This window comes from Streptomyces sp. NBC_01481 (genome assembly GCF_026339995.1).
GTDB lineage: Bacteria > Actinomycetota > Actinomycetes > Streptomycetales > Streptomycetaceae > Streptomyces.
In genome coordinates, this window is sequence record NZ_JAPEPT010000001.1 from 1,232,630 (window position 1) to 1,246,339 (window position 13,710).

The window sequence follows — 13,710 nt, forward strand, 5'->3', positions numbered from 1 at the left end:
CACGGTAGGCGGCACGTCTGGGGCGGACATGGGTGACTTTGTTGGACCGGCATCGGCTCGGTCCGCGGATGCGGCGGTCCGGAATCAGTGTCTGTGTGGTGTCGCGGCTCACGAAGGTGGGCCGGGAGCTGCTGAGGAGCGGTTTCGGGGGTTGTTGGAGGCGGCGCCGGACGCGATGGTCATTGTGGATGACACCGGCATCATCAAGCTCGTGAATGCCCAGACCGAAGCTCTCTTCGGTTATCAGCGTGGTGAGTTGCTGGGTCATCCTGTCGAGTTGCTGGTCCCTGGCCGGTTCCGGGCTCACCATGCGGGTCATCGTGATGGTTATGCCAACAATCGCCAGGTGCGGCCGATGGGTGCGGGGTTGGAGTTGAATGGGCTGCGTAAGGACGGTACCGAGTTCCCTGTCGAGATCAGTCTCAGTCCGCTGGAGACCAGCGACGGTCTTCTTGTGTCCGCTGCCGTCCGGGACGTCAGTGACCGTAAAGCTGCCGAGGAGCGGTTTCGGGGGTTGTTGGAGGCGGCGCCGGACGCGATGGTCATTGTGGATGACACCGGCATCATCAAGCTCGTGAATGCCCAGACCGAAGCTCTCTTCGGTTATCAGCGTGGTGAGTTGCTGGGTCATCCTGTCGAGTTGCTGGTCCCTGGCCGGTTCCGGGCTCACCATGCGGGTCATCGTGATGGTTATGCCAATAATCGCCAGGTGCGGCCGATGGGTGCGGGGTTGGAGTTGAATGGGCTGCGTAAGGACGGTACCGAGTTCCCTGTCGAGATCAGTCTCAGTCCGCTGGAGACCAGCGACGGTCTTCTTGTGTCCGCTGCCGTCCGGGACGTCAGTGACCGTAAAGCTGCCGAGGAGCGGTTTCGGGGGTTGTTGGAGGCGGCGCCGGACGCGATGGTCATTGTGGATGACACCGGCATCATCAAGCTCGTGAATGCCCAGACCGAAGCTCTCTTCGGTTATCAGCGTGGTGAGTTGCTGGGTCATCCTGTCGAGTTGCTGGTCCCTGGCCGGTTCCGGGCTCACCATGCGGGTCATCGTGATGGTTATGCCAACAATCGCCAGGTGCGGCCGATGGGTGCGGGGTTGGAGTTGAATGGGCTGCGTAAGGACGGTACCGAGTTCCCTGTCGAGATCAGTCTCAGTCCGCTGGAGACCAGCGACGGTCTTCTTGTGTCCGCTGCCGTCCGGGACGTCAGTGACCGTAAAGCCGCCGAGGAACGCATCAACGAACTCGCCGCGCTCGTCGAGTCCTCCCAGGACGCGATCCTCGCCAAGACCCTCGACGGCCACATCACCTACTGGAACGCCGCCGCCCAGCGGCTGTACGGCTACACCCGGGCCGAGGTCATGGGCCGGCACGTGGCCCTGCTCGCCTCGCCCGAACGCCGGGACGAGATCGCCGTACTCATGCACCGGCTGCGCAACGGAGAGAGGGTCGAGCACTTCGAGACCCTGCGCCTCACCCGCTCCGGTGCTCTGCTGGACGTCGACATCACCCTCTGGCCCACCCGCGCCGCGAACGGCACAGTCACCGGCGCGTGCGCCATCGTCCGCGACATCAGCGACCGCAAGCAGGCCGAGGCGGAACTGACCGTTCTCTACGAACAACAGCGACACATCGCCCTTACTCTCCAGCGCAGCCTGATGGGCACCCCGCCCGCCATCCCCGGCCTCGCCACCGCCAGCCGCTACCGGCCCGCCACCCAAGGCGCCGGGGTCGGCGGCGACTGGTTCGACCTCATCCCGCTCGGGGCCGGCCGGGTGGGCGTCCTGATCGGCGACGTGATGGGCCGGGGCCTGGAAGCCGCTGCCGTCATGGGCCAGTTGCGCTCCGCCGCGCACGCCCTGGCCAAGACCGGCATGCAGCCCCGCCAGCTCATGCAGGCCCTGGACACCTGCGTGGCCGACCTGGACGTCCCCGACCAACTGGTCACCTGCTGCTATCTGGTCATCGCCGCCGACGCGGGCGAGGTCACGGTCTGCTCGGCCGGCCATCTGCCCACCCTGATCGCCACCCCCGGCGACGGCGCCCGGGCGCTCGCGGCGCCCGTGAACGCTCCCCTCGGCGTCGGCGACATCCTTTACCAGCAGTCCAGCGCCGTCATACCGCCCGGCGCCACCCTCGTGCTCTACACCGACGGCCTGATCGAAACCCCCGGCAGCGACATCGAGGACCAACTCACCCAGCTCACCACTACCCTGAGCGACCTCTTCGCCGCCCCTCCCGAGCTGGAGGCAGCCGCCGATCACATCCTCGCCACCCTGTTGCCTGACGTCGAGGGCCACAACGACGACGTCACCCTGCTGCTGACACGACTGCCCGACGCGCCCCTGGCCGCCGTCACCACCGACCTGCCCGCCATCCCCGACTCGGTGCCCGAGGGCCGCGCCTTCCTCGGCAAGGCCCTCTCCTCCTGGGACTGTACGGAGGCCGCGGACGAGGCACAGCTCCTGCTCTCCGAGATCCTGACCAACGCCGTCCAGCACGCGCAGGGACCCATCGGCCTGCACCTGCGCCGTACCGCCACCGATCTCACCGTCGAGGTCAGCGACCACAGCCCCCATCTGCCCCAGCCCCGGCTCGCGGCAGAGGACGAGGAGTCCGGCAGGGGACTGATCCTCGTCCGGGCCCTCGCCGACAGCTGGGGAGTGCGTCCCACCGACGAGGGCAAGACCACCTGGTTCACCCTTGAGCTGAAAAAGACGACACGCTGAGACACCCTCGAACGGCGGACGGGCTCAATACTGGACGGGCTGAATACGCGGCGCCGGCTACAGCCAGCCCTGCTGCCGCGCCGCCCGCACCGCCTCCATGCGGTTGCGCGTGCCCGTCTTGCCGATCGCCGACGACAGATCGTTCCGTACCGTCGACTCGGACAGATGCAGCGTCCCCGCGATGTCGGACACCGTCGCCCCGTCCACCGACGCGTTCAGGACCTCCCGCTCTCGCGCGGTGAGCGGGCTCGGGCCCGCGCTCAGGGCCGCTGCGGCCAGGGCCGGGTCGATGACCGTCTCGCCGGTCAGGACCTTGCGGATGGCCCCGGCCAGTTCCTCCACGGGCCCGTCCTTGACCAGGAAGCCCGCTGCTCCGGCTTCCATCGCTCGGCGCAGATGGCCGGGGCGCCCGAAGGTGGTGAGGATCAGTACCCGGCAGTCGGGGACCTCGTCCCGCAGGTCGGCGGCCGCGTCGAGGCCGCTGCGGCCGGGCAGTTCGATGTCGAGGAGCGCCACGTCGGGGCGCGAGGTGAGCGCGGCGTCGACGATGGAGTCGCCGCGGGCGACCTGTGCGACGACTTCGATGTCCGGCTCCAGCCCGAGGAGCAGCGCGAGCGCGCCGCGCATCATGCCCGGGTCCTCGGCGAGGAGTACGCGTACGGACTTGGCGGGCCGGTGGTCCTGGGGCATTTCTTCCACGATGTAAGCGTATGGCGGATCTGGGGGTTCGGCGGCCATGCGTCGCAGGTCAAAGCGATCCCGCCGTTCCGCACCCCGGCGATCACCGAAGAGCCGTACGCACTCGGCAGTGACAAATGTCCGGGGCCGCCCACGGTATCTGACATGGAGTCAGCAGTCTTCACAAGTTCTGGGGGCTGCGTTATACATAGGGGCCACCGACCCTAGAACGCGTTCTAGAACGGGCGCCCCGGGCCGGTCCCGTGCGACCTCGGTGCGGCCGACGGTGCGGACGGCCGCGCCGAGGTCTTCCACCCATCAAGGAGCAGCAACCCCATGCCCATTGATGCCGCCAAGGCCGTCGCCGCCGAACCCCGCAGCGCCGAGATCCGCTGGGACCGCAAGGACGTCCTGCTCTACCACCTCGGCCTCGGCGCGGGTGTCCCCGCCACCGATCCCGGCGAACTGCGCTACACCCTCGAATCGAAGCTGCACGTACTGCCCAGCTTCGCCACCGTCGCGGGCGGGCGCCTTGGCGTCGTCGCCGGACTCGGCAGCCCCGGGCTCGACATCGACCTCACATCCGTACTCCACGGCGGACAGACCATCCGGCTGCACCGGCCGCTCCCGGTCGAAGGGAAAGCCGCCTCGACCTCGCGCGTCGCCGCCGTCTACGACAAGGGCAAAGCCGCGGTCCTCGTCCTGCGCACCGATGCCGCCGACGACGACGGGCCGCTGTGGACGAGCGACTCCCAGATCTTCGTACGCGGAGAAGGCGGCTTCGGAGGCGATCGCGGGCCGTCGGTGCGCCTGGAGCAGCCGGAACGCGAGCCCGACAAGACCGTCGAACGGAGCATCCGCGAGGACCAGGCGCTGCTCTACCGGCTCTCCGGCGACTTCAACCCCCTGCACGCCGACCCCGAGTTCGCCGCGCTCGCGGGCTTCGACCGGCCCATCCTGCACGGGCTCTGCACGTACGGGATGACCCTCAAGGCCGTCGTCGACACCGTCCTCGGCGGGGACGTCCGCCGCGTCCGCTCGTACACCACACGCTTCGCCGGAGTGGTCTTCCCGGGCGAGACCCTGCGTATCCGGATGTGGCAGCAAGACAGCAAGGTCCAGGTGTCGGTGACAGCCGTGGAACGGGACGACGCCCCGGTCCTCGTCGACACCCTCGTGGAAACGTCCTGAAGGGAGCCGCGTCATGCGCGCAGCGGTACTGCACGAGACAGGGCAGGACAAGCTCGAAGTCCTCGACGACGTCGAGGCGGTGGGCTTCGGCCCCGGCAAGGTCAGGATCCGGGTCCGGGCCACCGGACTGTGCCACTCCGACATCTCGGCCATGAACGGCGTACTGCCGCAGCCCGCGCCCTTCGTCCCCGGACACGAGGGGGCGGGCGAGATCACCGACGTCGGCGACGGCGTGAACGGGCTCTCGCAGGGCGACCGGGTGCTGCTGTGCTGGCTGCCCGCGTGCCGTGTCTGTCCCGCCTGCAAGCGCGGCCAGAGCGAACTGTGCCTGGCCGGATTCATGAACGCCGGCACCCCCAACTTCAAGCGCCCCGGCGGCGACGTCTTCGGCTTCGCCGGCACCGGAACCTTCACCGAGGAAGTCGTCGTCCCTGCGGGCTGCGCCGTGCCGATCCCCGACGACGTGCCCTTCGACATCGCCGCGCTCATCGGCTGCGGAGTGACCACCGGCCTCGGCGCGGCCATCAACACCGCGGATGTGGCGGCCGGTTCGTCGGTCGCCGTCATCGGGTGCGGCGGGGTCGGCATCTCCGCGATCCAGGGCGCCCGGCTCAAGGGCGCGGCCCAGATCGTCGCGGTCGACCCGGTCGCCACCCGGCGCGAGGCGGCCCTGAAGTTCGGCGCCACGGAAGCCGTCTCGCCCGACGAACTCGCCGATGCCAAGCAGCGCGTCACCGCGGGCGAGGGCTTCGACTACGTCTTCGAGGTCGTCGGCAAATCCGCCACCGCGCGCACCGCGTACGAGACGACCCGGCGCGGCGGCACCCTGTGCATCGTCGGCGCGGGCGCCATGGACGACCACCTCCAGCTCAACATGTTCGAGCTGTTCTTCGACGAGAAGCGGATCCTGCCGTCCATGTACGGGGGCGGGGACGTGCTCACCTCGTACGAGAGGGCCATCGCCCTGTGGCGCGCGGGCCGTATCGACCTCGAAGGGCTCATCACCCACCGGGTGAAGCTCGCGGAGATCAACGAGGCGCTGGCCCAGATGCGCACGGGCGAGGCGCTGCGCACCTGCATCGAGATCTGAGAGGACGTTGAAGTCACTGATGTCACTCCCACTTGAGGGCCTCAGCGCGATCGTCACCGGCGCGGGCCGCGGTCTCGGCCGGGCGGAAGCCCTGGAACTCGCCCGGCTCGGCGCGGCGGTCGTCGTCAACGACTACGGCCGCCCGGGCCGCGACGGCTCGGGCGAGGCGTCCGCCGCGCCCGCGGAGAACGTCGCCGAAGAGATCCGCGCGGCGGGCGGCCGGGCAGTCGCGCACCTCGGCGACGTGTCCGACTTCGAGTCCGCGCGCGCCCTCGTCGACCTGGCCGTCACGACGTACGGCAAGCTCGACATCCTGGTCAACAACGCGGGCATCCTGCGCGACCGGATGATCTTCTCGATGACCGAGAGCGAATGGGACTCGGTGATCCGCGTTCACCTCAAGGGCCACTTCAACACGACCCACTTCGCATCCGTCCACTGGCGCGAGCGCTCCAAGGCGGCGGGTGGCCCGGTCTACGGCCGGATCGTCAACACCTCGTCGGAGGCGTTCCTGGCAGGCTCGGCGGGCCAGCCCAACTACGCGGCGGCAAAGGGCGGCATCGTCGGCCTGACGACGTCGACGGCCCTGGCACTGTCCAAGTACGGCGTGAGGGCCAATGTGATCTGCCCGAGGGCCCGTACGCGCATGACGGAAGACGTCTTCGCGGGCTTCGCCGAACCGGCGGCCGGCGAACTCGACCCGCTGGCACCGGAGCATGTCGCCCCGCTGGTGGGCTATCTCGCCTCCCCGGCGGCGGGAACGGTCAACGGGCAACTGCTGGTCGTGCACGGCGGGATGGTGGCGATCGTGGAACGCCCGAAGGTGGCGGCGAAGTTCGACACGTCGAAGGAGGCGTTCAGCTTCGAGGAGCTGGAGGGAGTGCTGGGCGCGTATTACGCGGAGCGGCCGGGGGGCGGGACGTTCGCTGCGGCGGAGGTCTTGGGCCTGAAGCGGGGGTAGCGGTGCGGGTGCGGTGTGCCGGGTGCCGCTGCGCGGAGCGTTCCCCTACCCGCCCCTTCCCGAATCGGGGCTCCGCCCCGGACCCGTACGCGCTTCGCGCGTGTCCTCAAACGCCGGACGGGCTGAATAGTTCAGCCCCTCCGGCGTTTGAGGAGCGGGGTCCGGGGCGGAGCCCCGGTTACGGGAAGGGGCGGGGTGGGGGAAAGCGCCGCCGGCGCACCCCCCGTCACCCCCTGCGCTAGCCACCGGCCGTACCCCCGCCGAGAGGCGCCTCCCGCAAGGGAACAGGCTTCCACGCACCAGGAGCCCCCGCACCCCCGTACGGTTCCCCACCTGCGCATTCCGCTTGTGCCGGTTCCGTGATCACCTCTCGCGCAGTGATCGCCGACGCGTCGAGTCGCGCCACCCCGCACGGCACCGCCTTTGTCGCGTACGGCAGTTGCAGTACGCACTCCGGGCTCCACAGCCCGGCTCCCGCCAACCACCCTTCCGGCGCTGTCAGTTGGTGCAGCCGCCGTCCCGATGGGCACCAGATGCCCAGCCAGCTTCCCGCCGCCCCGTCGATCCGCAGCGCGACCGCGCAGCTCTCCGGCGTCAGGACCTGACCCGGCTGCACGGCGAACGGCGTCACCGCGCAGTCCGCGAGCCGCAGGCACTCCGGGAAGCGCACGGGCAGCAGGCTGCCCAGCACGCCCCAGCCGATCCGGTCGTGGCCCGGCGCGTTCGAGCGGATCACGAGGAGGCCGCTGTCCGGGGCGGCCAGCAGCAGCCGGTCGTCGCTTTCCTCGGTGATCTGGAGCAGCGGTGTCACCTCCCCGCCCCGCTCCAGGTCGACCGCCACCGCCTTCACCGGGCCGCCCTCCAACTGCCGGTCCAGGGCGAGCATCCGGCCCGTACGGTCGAGCCACACCCCGCCGGAGCAGCGCCCGGGCACCTCGGCGACATGCTCGGGACCGAAGGCCCCGCCCGCCACCAGCCAGATCGCGGTCGACCTGGGGCCGGGCGCCAGGGCGTAGGCGCAGACGCCGTCCGGCGCGGGTGGCAGGAGCCTCAGCTCCGCCGACTCGATGCCGCCGAGCGGCAGTTCACCGGTCCCCGGCCCGGTCGGGTACAGCAGCGAGAAGGCATGCCGCCTCTCCACCCGCCGCCGGATCAGCACCCGCCCGTCGGCCAGCGGCAGGACATCGGCGTCACGCTCCTCGGGCTGCCCGAGCGGCAGGGGCACCGCATAGGGCTCGGGCCCGTCGAGCGTCCACCGCTCGGCGAACAGGGCCTCACCGTCCCCCGCCAGCCGGGCCGCGTAGCTCCCGCCCGCGGTGATCGTGAACCCCGTACTCGCCACGGATCCGTCCTCCGCGGCGGTCTCGATGGCACAGGCTGTCATGGGATCGTCACCTCCGGTCACGAAGCTAGGTATCGCACTTCCTGCCGAACAGCACGAGCCCGTCGTTTCACACATACGGGTGGCCGAGCCGGGATTCGCCTGAGGGGCGGGGGACGAGTGTGCTCAGCGGGGATGTGGTGCTTCAGGTGAGCACCTCTGACTGCTGTGCCGGGAGCACGCGTCCCCCTGCGCCGCCGCAGCCGGCAGGAGCCCGGAAGAACTGGGCCAAGGAGCCCAGGCCACCGGGGCACCCGGCGCAGGTAACCTGTGTCCGTGCCCCGTCTGTCTGAAGTCATCGCCGCGCTCGACGCCCTGTGGCCCCCCGAGCGGGCCGAACAGTGGGACGCCGTCGGCACCGTCTGCGGCGACCCCGACTCCGAGGTCACCCGCGTACTGTTCGCCGTGGACCCGGTCCAGCAGATCGCCGACGAGGCGATCGGGCTCGGGGCCCAGCTGATCGTCACGCACCACCCGCTCTATCTGCGCGGTACGACGACGGTCGCCGCCTCCCACTTCAAGGGCCGGGTCGTGCACACCCTGATCAAGCACGACATCGCCCTGCACGTCGCGCACACCAACGCCGACACCGCCGATCCCGGCGTGTCCGACGCCCTCGCGGGCGCGCTGGACCTGCGGGTCACCGGCCCCCTCGTACCCGAGAGCGGCCTCGGCCGGATCTGCGAGCTCGACCATCCCGAGACCCTCGCCGAATTCGCCGAGCGCGCCGCAAAGCGGCTCCCCGCCACCGCGCAGGGCATCCGCATCGCGGGCGACCCGGACGCCCTGGTGCGCACGGTCGCGGTCAGCGGCGGCTCGGGCGACAGCCTCTTCGACGTCGTACGGGCCGCGGGCGTGGACGCCTTCCTCACCGCGGACCTGCGCCACCACCCGGCCTCCGAGGCCACCCAGCACTCACCCCTGGGGCTGGTCGACGCCGCGCACTGGGCCACCGAGTGGCCCTGGTGCGAGCAGGCAGCCGCCCAGCTCGACGCGATTTCCGACCGGCACGGCTGGGGCCTTCGGGTCCACGTCTCGCACACGGTCACCGACCCCTGGTCCGCCCACCACTCTTCTCCTGGAGCCCCCAACTGAACGCCGCGCCCGCCGACCAGATCCGACTTCTCGACGTCCAGGCACTGGACGTACGGCTGTCGCAGCTCGCCCACAAGGTCAATACGCTGCCCGAGCACGCCGAGATCGAATCGCTCACCAAGGACCTCACGCAGCTGCGCGATCTACTGGTCGCCGCGCAGACCGAGGAGAGCGACACCGCCCGCGAGCAGACCAAGGCGGAGCAGGACGTCGACCAGGTGCGCCAGCGTGCCGTACGCGACCAGCAGCGCCTCGACTCGGGCGCCGTCACCTCACCCAAGGACCTGGAGAGCCTGCAGCACGAGATCGTCTCGCTCGCCAAGCGCCAGGGCGACCTGGAGGACGTCGTCCTGGAGGTCATGGAGCGCCGCGAGTCCGCGCAGGAGCGTGCCACCGAGCTGACCGGGCGCGTCACCTCCGTCCAGGCCAAGGTCGACGACGCGACCGCGCGCCGCGACGCTGCGCAGGAGCAGATCGACGGCGAGATCGCCTCGGCCACCAAGGAGCGCGAGGTCATGGCGGGCTCCGTGCCCGCGGACCTGCTCAAGCTGTACGAGAAGCTGCGCGTCCAGCAGGGCGGGGTGGGCGCGGCCCGCCTCTACCAGCGCCGGTGCGAGGGCTGCCAGTTGGAGCTCAACATCACCGAGGTGAACGAGGTCAAGGCGGCGTCCCCGGACACGGTGCTGCGCTGCGAGAATTGCCGCCGCATCCTGGTCCGTACGGCTGAGTCGGGGTTGTAGTGCCTGTACTGCGCGAGTTCGTCGTCGAGGCGGACGGCGGCTCCCGGGGGAATCCGGGCCCCGCGGGATACGGCGCCGCGGTCATCGACCCGAAGACGGGGGAGACGCTGGCGGAGGCGGCCGAGTACATCGGTGTGGCGACGAACAACGTCGCCGAGTACAAGGGCCTGATCGCCGGTCTCAAGGCCGCGAAGGCCCTTGACCCCGACGCCTCGGTCCGGGTCCGGATGGACTCCAAGCTCGTCGTGGAGCAGATGTCGGGCCGCTGGAAGATCAAGCACCCGGACATGAAGCCGCTGGCGGCCGAGGCCTCACGCGTCCTTCCCGCCTCGCAGGTGAGGTACGAGTGGATCCCGCGCGAGAAGAACAAGCACGCGGACCGGCTGGCCAACGAGGCGATGGACGCGGGCAAGAAGGGCAAGCAGTGGGAGCCCTCGCGCTCCACGGCGGCCCTTGACGCGCGTGACGCGAAGGCGGCGCGGGTGGTCGGCGACGCGGCGGCGGGCGCGGCGAAGGCAAGGGCGGCGCTCGCGGGGCGCGGCCCCGCCGGCGAAGCGGTTGCCGGCGAAGCGGTCGCCGAGCCGGAGGGCGCCGAGCAGTCGGTCGGCTGGGGGCCCGCCGACCTGGGCACGCCCGCGACCTTCGTACTGCTGCGCCACGGCGAGACACCGCTCACTCCCGAGAAGCGCTTCTCGGGCAGCGGCGGCACCGACCCGTCCCTGTCCCCGGCGGGCATGCGCCAGGCGGAGGCGGTCGCCGCGGCCCTGGCGGCGAGGGGCACGGTCCAGGAGATCGTCAGCTCCCCGCTCAAGCGCTGCCGCGAGACGGCGGAGGCGGCCGCGACCCGGCTGGGTCTGGACGTCCGCATCGAGGAGGGCCTGCGCGAGACGGACTTCGGCGCGTGGGAGGGCCTGACGTTCGCGGAGGTCCAGGAGCGGTACGCCGACGACCTGTCGGCCTGGCTGGCCTCCCCGAAGGTGGAGCCGACGGGCGGCGGCGAGAGTTTCGCGACGGTGGCCCGCCGGGTCGCTGCGACGCGGGACAGACTGATCGCGCGCTACGGGGGCCGTACGGTCCTGCTCGTCACGCATGTGACCCCGATCAAGACCCTGGTCCGCCTGGCGCTCGGCGCCCCGCCGGAGTCGCTGTTCCGGATGGAACTCTCGGCGGCGTCGATCTCGGCGGTGGCGTATTACAGCGACGGCACCGCGTCGGTGCGCCTGCTGAACGACACGTCGCACCTGCGCTGAGGGGCACACAGCGGGGGCAAATACGGGTGCGCCCGCGCCCCTGCCCGTAGGAACATCTGGCATGACCTGGCATCTGACCGAGGACGTCGAGGAGTTCCACCGCGCGGCGGGCGACTACCTGGCGCGGGACCCCGCGCGGCGTACCGCGTTGCTCACCGTCAGCGAGACGGTGCGACGGCACGGGCCGCATGCGTTCGGGGCAGCCGAACCCGCGCGGTTCGGCTGGTGGCAGGAGGGCGGCGGTGCCGTGGGTGCGGCGTTTTTGCAGACGCCGCCCCAGCCGCCGCTGCTCGCCCCGATGGCGGAGCCCCTCGCCCGCGAGCTCGCTCAGGCGCTGCGGGGCGCCGGGGTCCCGGTCCGTGGGGTCAAGGGCGGGGAGGGCTCCGCCCAGGCCTTCGCCGAGGCGTGGACCGGAGGCGGCGGCTGGACCGTCGCCCTGCGGCTGCGGCTCTTGCGGCTCGGCGAGCTCACGCCCAAGCGCCCGGCACCCCCGGGCGCCGCCCGGCAGGCCACCGCTGACGACGTGCCCCTGGCCGCCGCCTGGATGAAGAAGTTCGCGGCCGACATAGGCGAGAGATCCGACGCCGACCACACCCAGAACGTCGCACGCCGCATTGCCGACGGATGCCTGTACCTGTGGGAGACCGGCGGGCAGCCCGTCTCCATGGCCGCCCGCTCGCCGCTGCTCGCCGGGCAGTCCCGGGTGTCGCCCGTCTACACCCCGCCCGGGCTGCGCGGCCGCGGCTACGCGGGAGCGGTGACCGCTGCCGTCAGCCGGTCCGCGCTGGACGCGGGGGCCGAACAGGTGCTGCTCTTCACGGACTTGGCCAACCCCACCAGCAACGCCCTCTACCAGCGGCTCGGTTACCGCCCGCTCGCCGACTACGTGGACCTGGCCTTCAGCTAGGGGGTGTGCGGCGGATCAGGCTGGATCAGGGAGCGGCGTCATGCGGCTTCGGATCCAAGGCGGAGGAGGGAGGCATGGCGGAGCCATGCCGACCGACGACAACGCAGGAGACGGAGTCGCAGGGCGTCGCGAGCCCAGCATGATCCGCCGGACACCCCCTAAGTGCGGCGGCCTCGCGGGCAAGCGTCTCGACCCGCGCCCAGTCCCGCGCAGCGAGCGCGTCCGCCGGAAGCATCCACGTACCGCCCACGCAGCCCACGTTCGGCAGTGCCAGATACGACGGTGCCGACGTGAGCGAGATGCCGCCCGTCGGGCAGAAGCGGGCCTGGGGAAGCGGCCCGGCAAGGGACTTGAGATACGCCGTGCCGCCCGCCGCCTCGGCCGGGAAGAACTTCAGTTCGCTCAGCCCGCGCTCCAGCAGTGCCACGACCTCCGACGTCGTCGAGACCCCCGGCAGGAACGGCACTCCCGACTGCTGCATCGCGTCGAGCAGTCGGTCCGTCCAGCCGGGGCTCACCAGGAACCGGGCACCCGCCGTGATCGCCGCGTCCACGCCGTCCGGGGAGACGACCGTGCCCGCGCCGACGATCGCGTCCGGAACCTCGCAGGTGATGGCGCGGATCGCGTCCAGCGCCGCGGGCGTCCGCAGCGTCACCTCGATCGCGGGCAGGCCGCCCGCGACCAGGGCCCGCGCGAGCGGTACGGCATCGGCGGCGTCCTCGACGACGACGACGGGAACGACGGGCGCGAGGTCCAGGACGGAGGGCATACGCCCATCCTGTCGGGCCCCTGCATCTGGCACAACGAGCGTTGCAGAGAGTGCAATCAGTGGATCTGGGTGACCAGCACGTCCAGCGCCCACGGCTGCCCCGCCTGCGCCGGAGCCTCCGCCTCCACGACGTACCCCAGGTCCCGCAGCACCTCCACCAGCTCCGCCGGACCCGTCGGCTTCGCGCCCGCCGTCAGCAGGTCCCGCACGAGCCGCCCCTTCGTCGCCTTGTTGAAGTGGCTGACCACCTTCCGGGTCGGCGCATGCAGCACCCGCACCGTCGCCGTACGCCCCGCCACCTCCCCCTTCGGCTTCCACGCCGCCACATACGCGGAGGACCGCAGATCGAGGACGAGCCCGTCGCCCGCCGCCTCCGGCAGGACGGACGCCATCGGCTCCCGCCAGTGCGCAGCCAGCGCGCCGAGCCCCGGCAGCTTCACGCCCATCGAGCAGCGGTACGACGGAATCCGGTCGGTGATCCGCACCGCACCCCACAGCCCCGAGAAGACCAGCAGCGACTGCCGCGCCCGGCGTCGCGCGTCCGGCTCGAGCGTCGCGAGGTCCAGCGCGTCGTACAGGACGCCCGTGTAGATCTGCCCGGCCGGCCGGGTCCCCGCGGTCCGCAGTTCCACGTTCTTGGCGATCTCGCCGCGCAGGCCCTCGCTCAGCCCGAGCACCTCCCGCGCCTTGTCCTCGTCGGCGGCGCACAGCTCGACCAGTTCGTCCAGCACCGCGGCGCGTGCCCCGGCAAGACCCGGCAGCGACAAGGACTCCGGCTTCAGCGGAGCCCCGCGCCCGGAAGCGGCCTTACCTTCCGACGGCGGCAACAGCACGAGCACGGCACAACTCCTTCGTACGTACGGGGGGCGGGGGGCGCGGGCGTGTTTTGCAAGTCCCGCCTGCCCCGCGACGCCTGGCACGCA

The 13,710-nt window shown here is 71.1% G+C and carries 11 protein-coding genes and 1 pseudogene; 8 read left to right on the forward strand and 4 right to left on the reverse strand.

Going from position 1 to position 13,710, the window contains the following annotated elements; all coding sequences use genetic code 11:
- The first annotated feature begins 91 nt into the window (after positions 1–91).
- A complete protein-coding gene (locus OOK40_RS05680) occupies positions 92–2,725 on the forward strand; it encodes a PAS domain S-box protein (RefSeq protein WP_266478903.1) in 2,634 nt (877 codons plus the stop codon).
- Between the two features lie 57 nt (positions 2,726–2,782).
- Here OOK40_RS05680 and OOK40_RS05685 read toward each other — a convergent pair whose 3' ends face one another.
- Positions 2,783–3,415, reverse strand: coding sequence for a response regulator transcription factor (locus OOK40_RS05685; protein WP_266478906.1), 633 nt, complete (start codon positions 3,413–3,415; stop codon positions 2,783–2,785).
- Positions 3,416–3,739: 324 nt separating this feature from the next.
- On the opposite strand from OOK40_RS05685, the gene OOK40_RS05690 reads away from it, so the two are divergent.
- From OOK40_RS05690 to OOK40_RS05700, 3 genes are read left to right on the forward strand one after another with little or no spacing between them, the layout of a single operon-like run.
- Positions 3,740–4,594 (forward strand): MaoC/PaaZ C-terminal domain-containing protein, encoded by an 855-nt coding sequence (locus tag OOK40_RS05690; RefSeq protein WP_266477010.1) that lies wholly within the window; start codon positions 3,740–3,742, stop codon positions 4,592–4,594.
- A 13-nt stretch (positions 4,595–4,607) separates the two neighbouring features.
- Positions 4,608–5,684 (forward strand): Zn-dependent alcohol dehydrogenase, encoded by a 1,077-nt coding sequence (locus OOK40_RS05695; protein ID WP_266477011.1) that lies wholly within the window; start codon positions 4,608–4,610, stop codon positions 5,682–5,684.
- Between the two features lie 19 nt (positions 5,685–5,703).
- Entirely contained in the window at positions 5,704–6,645 is a 942-nt protein-coding gene (locus tag OOK40_RS05700; protein ID WP_266477013.1) for a 3-oxoacyl-ACP reductase, read from the forward strand.
- 238 nt (positions 6,646–6,883) lie between these two features.
- On the opposite strand, the gene OOK40_RS05705 is transcribed toward OOK40_RS05700, so the two are convergent.
- Positions 6,884–8,029: a hypothetical protein gene (locus tag OOK40_RS05705; protein WP_266477015.1), complete on the reverse strand. Its 1,146-nt coding sequence runs from the start codon at positions 8,027–8,029 to the stop codon at positions 6,884–6,886.
- Positions 8,030–8,302: 273 nt separating this feature from the next.
- Here OOK40_RS05705 and OOK40_RS05710 point away from each other — a divergent pair, with 273 nt between their 5' ends.
- The 4 genes from OOK40_RS05710 (at position 8,303) to OOK40_RS05725 (ending at position 12,018) form a co-directional block, all read left to right on the forward strand.
- Positions 8,303–9,121, forward strand: coding sequence for a Nif3-like dinuclear metal center hexameric protein (locus OOK40_RS05710; protein WP_266477016.1), 819 nt, complete (start codon positions 8,303–8,305; stop codon positions 9,119–9,121).
- Entirely contained in the window at positions 9,118–9,861 is a 744-nt protein-coding gene (locus tag OOK40_RS05715; RefSeq protein ID WP_266478909.1) for a zinc ribbon domain-containing protein, read from the forward strand. Before OOK40_RS05710 ends, OOK40_RS05715 begins: the two co-directional genes overlap by 4 nt.
- Before the next feature lie 8 nt (positions 9,862–9,869).
- Positions 9,870–11,111, forward strand: a complete 1,242-nt coding sequence (locus OOK40_RS05720; RefSeq protein ID WP_266478913.1) for a bifunctional RNase H/acid phosphatase — start codon at positions 9,870–9,872, stop codon at positions 11,109–11,111.
- A gap of 61 nt (positions 11,112–11,172) precedes the next feature.
- On the forward strand, positions 11,173–12,018 hold the full coding sequence (locus OOK40_RS05725; RefSeq protein ID WP_266477018.1) for a GNAT family N-acetyltransferase: 846 nt from the start codon (positions 11,173–11,175) through the stop codon (positions 12,016–12,018).
- A gap of 157 nt (positions 12,019–12,175) precedes the next feature.
- Here the strand turns inward: OOK40_RS05725 and eda are convergent.
- Positions 12,176–12,787, reverse strand: a pseudogene (gene eda / locus OOK40_RS05730) (bifunctional 4-hydroxy-2-oxoglutarate aldolase/2-dehydro-3-deoxy-phosphogluconate aldolase); the annotation flags it as partial.
- Positions 12,788–12,843: 56 nt separating this feature from the next.
- Positions 12,844–13,626 carry a peroxide stress protein YaaA gene (gene yaaA / locus OOK40_RS05735; RefSeq protein ID WP_266477019.1) on the reverse strand — a complete coding sequence of 261 codons (783 nt, stop codon included), beginning with the start codon at positions 13,624–13,626 and terminating at the stop codon, positions 12,844–12,846.
- Between the last annotated feature and the right edge of the window lie 84 nt (positions 13,627–13,710).

What these genes read in the sequence shown, in the direction of transcription:
- OOK40_RS05725 (WP_266477018.1), top strand. Translation starts at nt 11,173, where the DNA reads ATGACCTGGCATCTGACCGAGGACGTCGAGGAGTTCCACCGCGCGGCG.
- OOK40_RS05685 (WP_266478906.1), bottom strand. Translation starts at nt 3,415, where the DNA reads ATGCCCCAGGACCACCGGCCCGCCAAGTCCGTACGCGTACTCCTCGCC.
- OOK40_RS05705 (WP_266477015.1), bottom strand. Translation starts at nt 8,029, where the DNA reads ATGACAGCCTGTGCCATCGAGACCGCCGCGGAGGACGGATCCGTGGCG.
- OOK40_RS05690 (WP_266477010.1), top strand. Translation starts at nt 3,740, where the DNA reads ATGCCCATTGATGCCGCCAAGGCCGTCGCCGCCGAACCCCGCAGCGCC.
- OOK40_RS05700 (WP_266477013.1), top strand. Translation starts at nt 5,704, where the DNA reads ATGTCACTCCCACTTGAGGGCCTCAGCGCGATCGTCACCGGCGCGGGC.
- OOK40_RS05695 (WP_266477011.1), top strand. Translation starts at nt 4,608, where the DNA reads ATGCGCGCAGCGGTACTGCACGAGACAGGGCAGGACAAGCTCGAAGTC.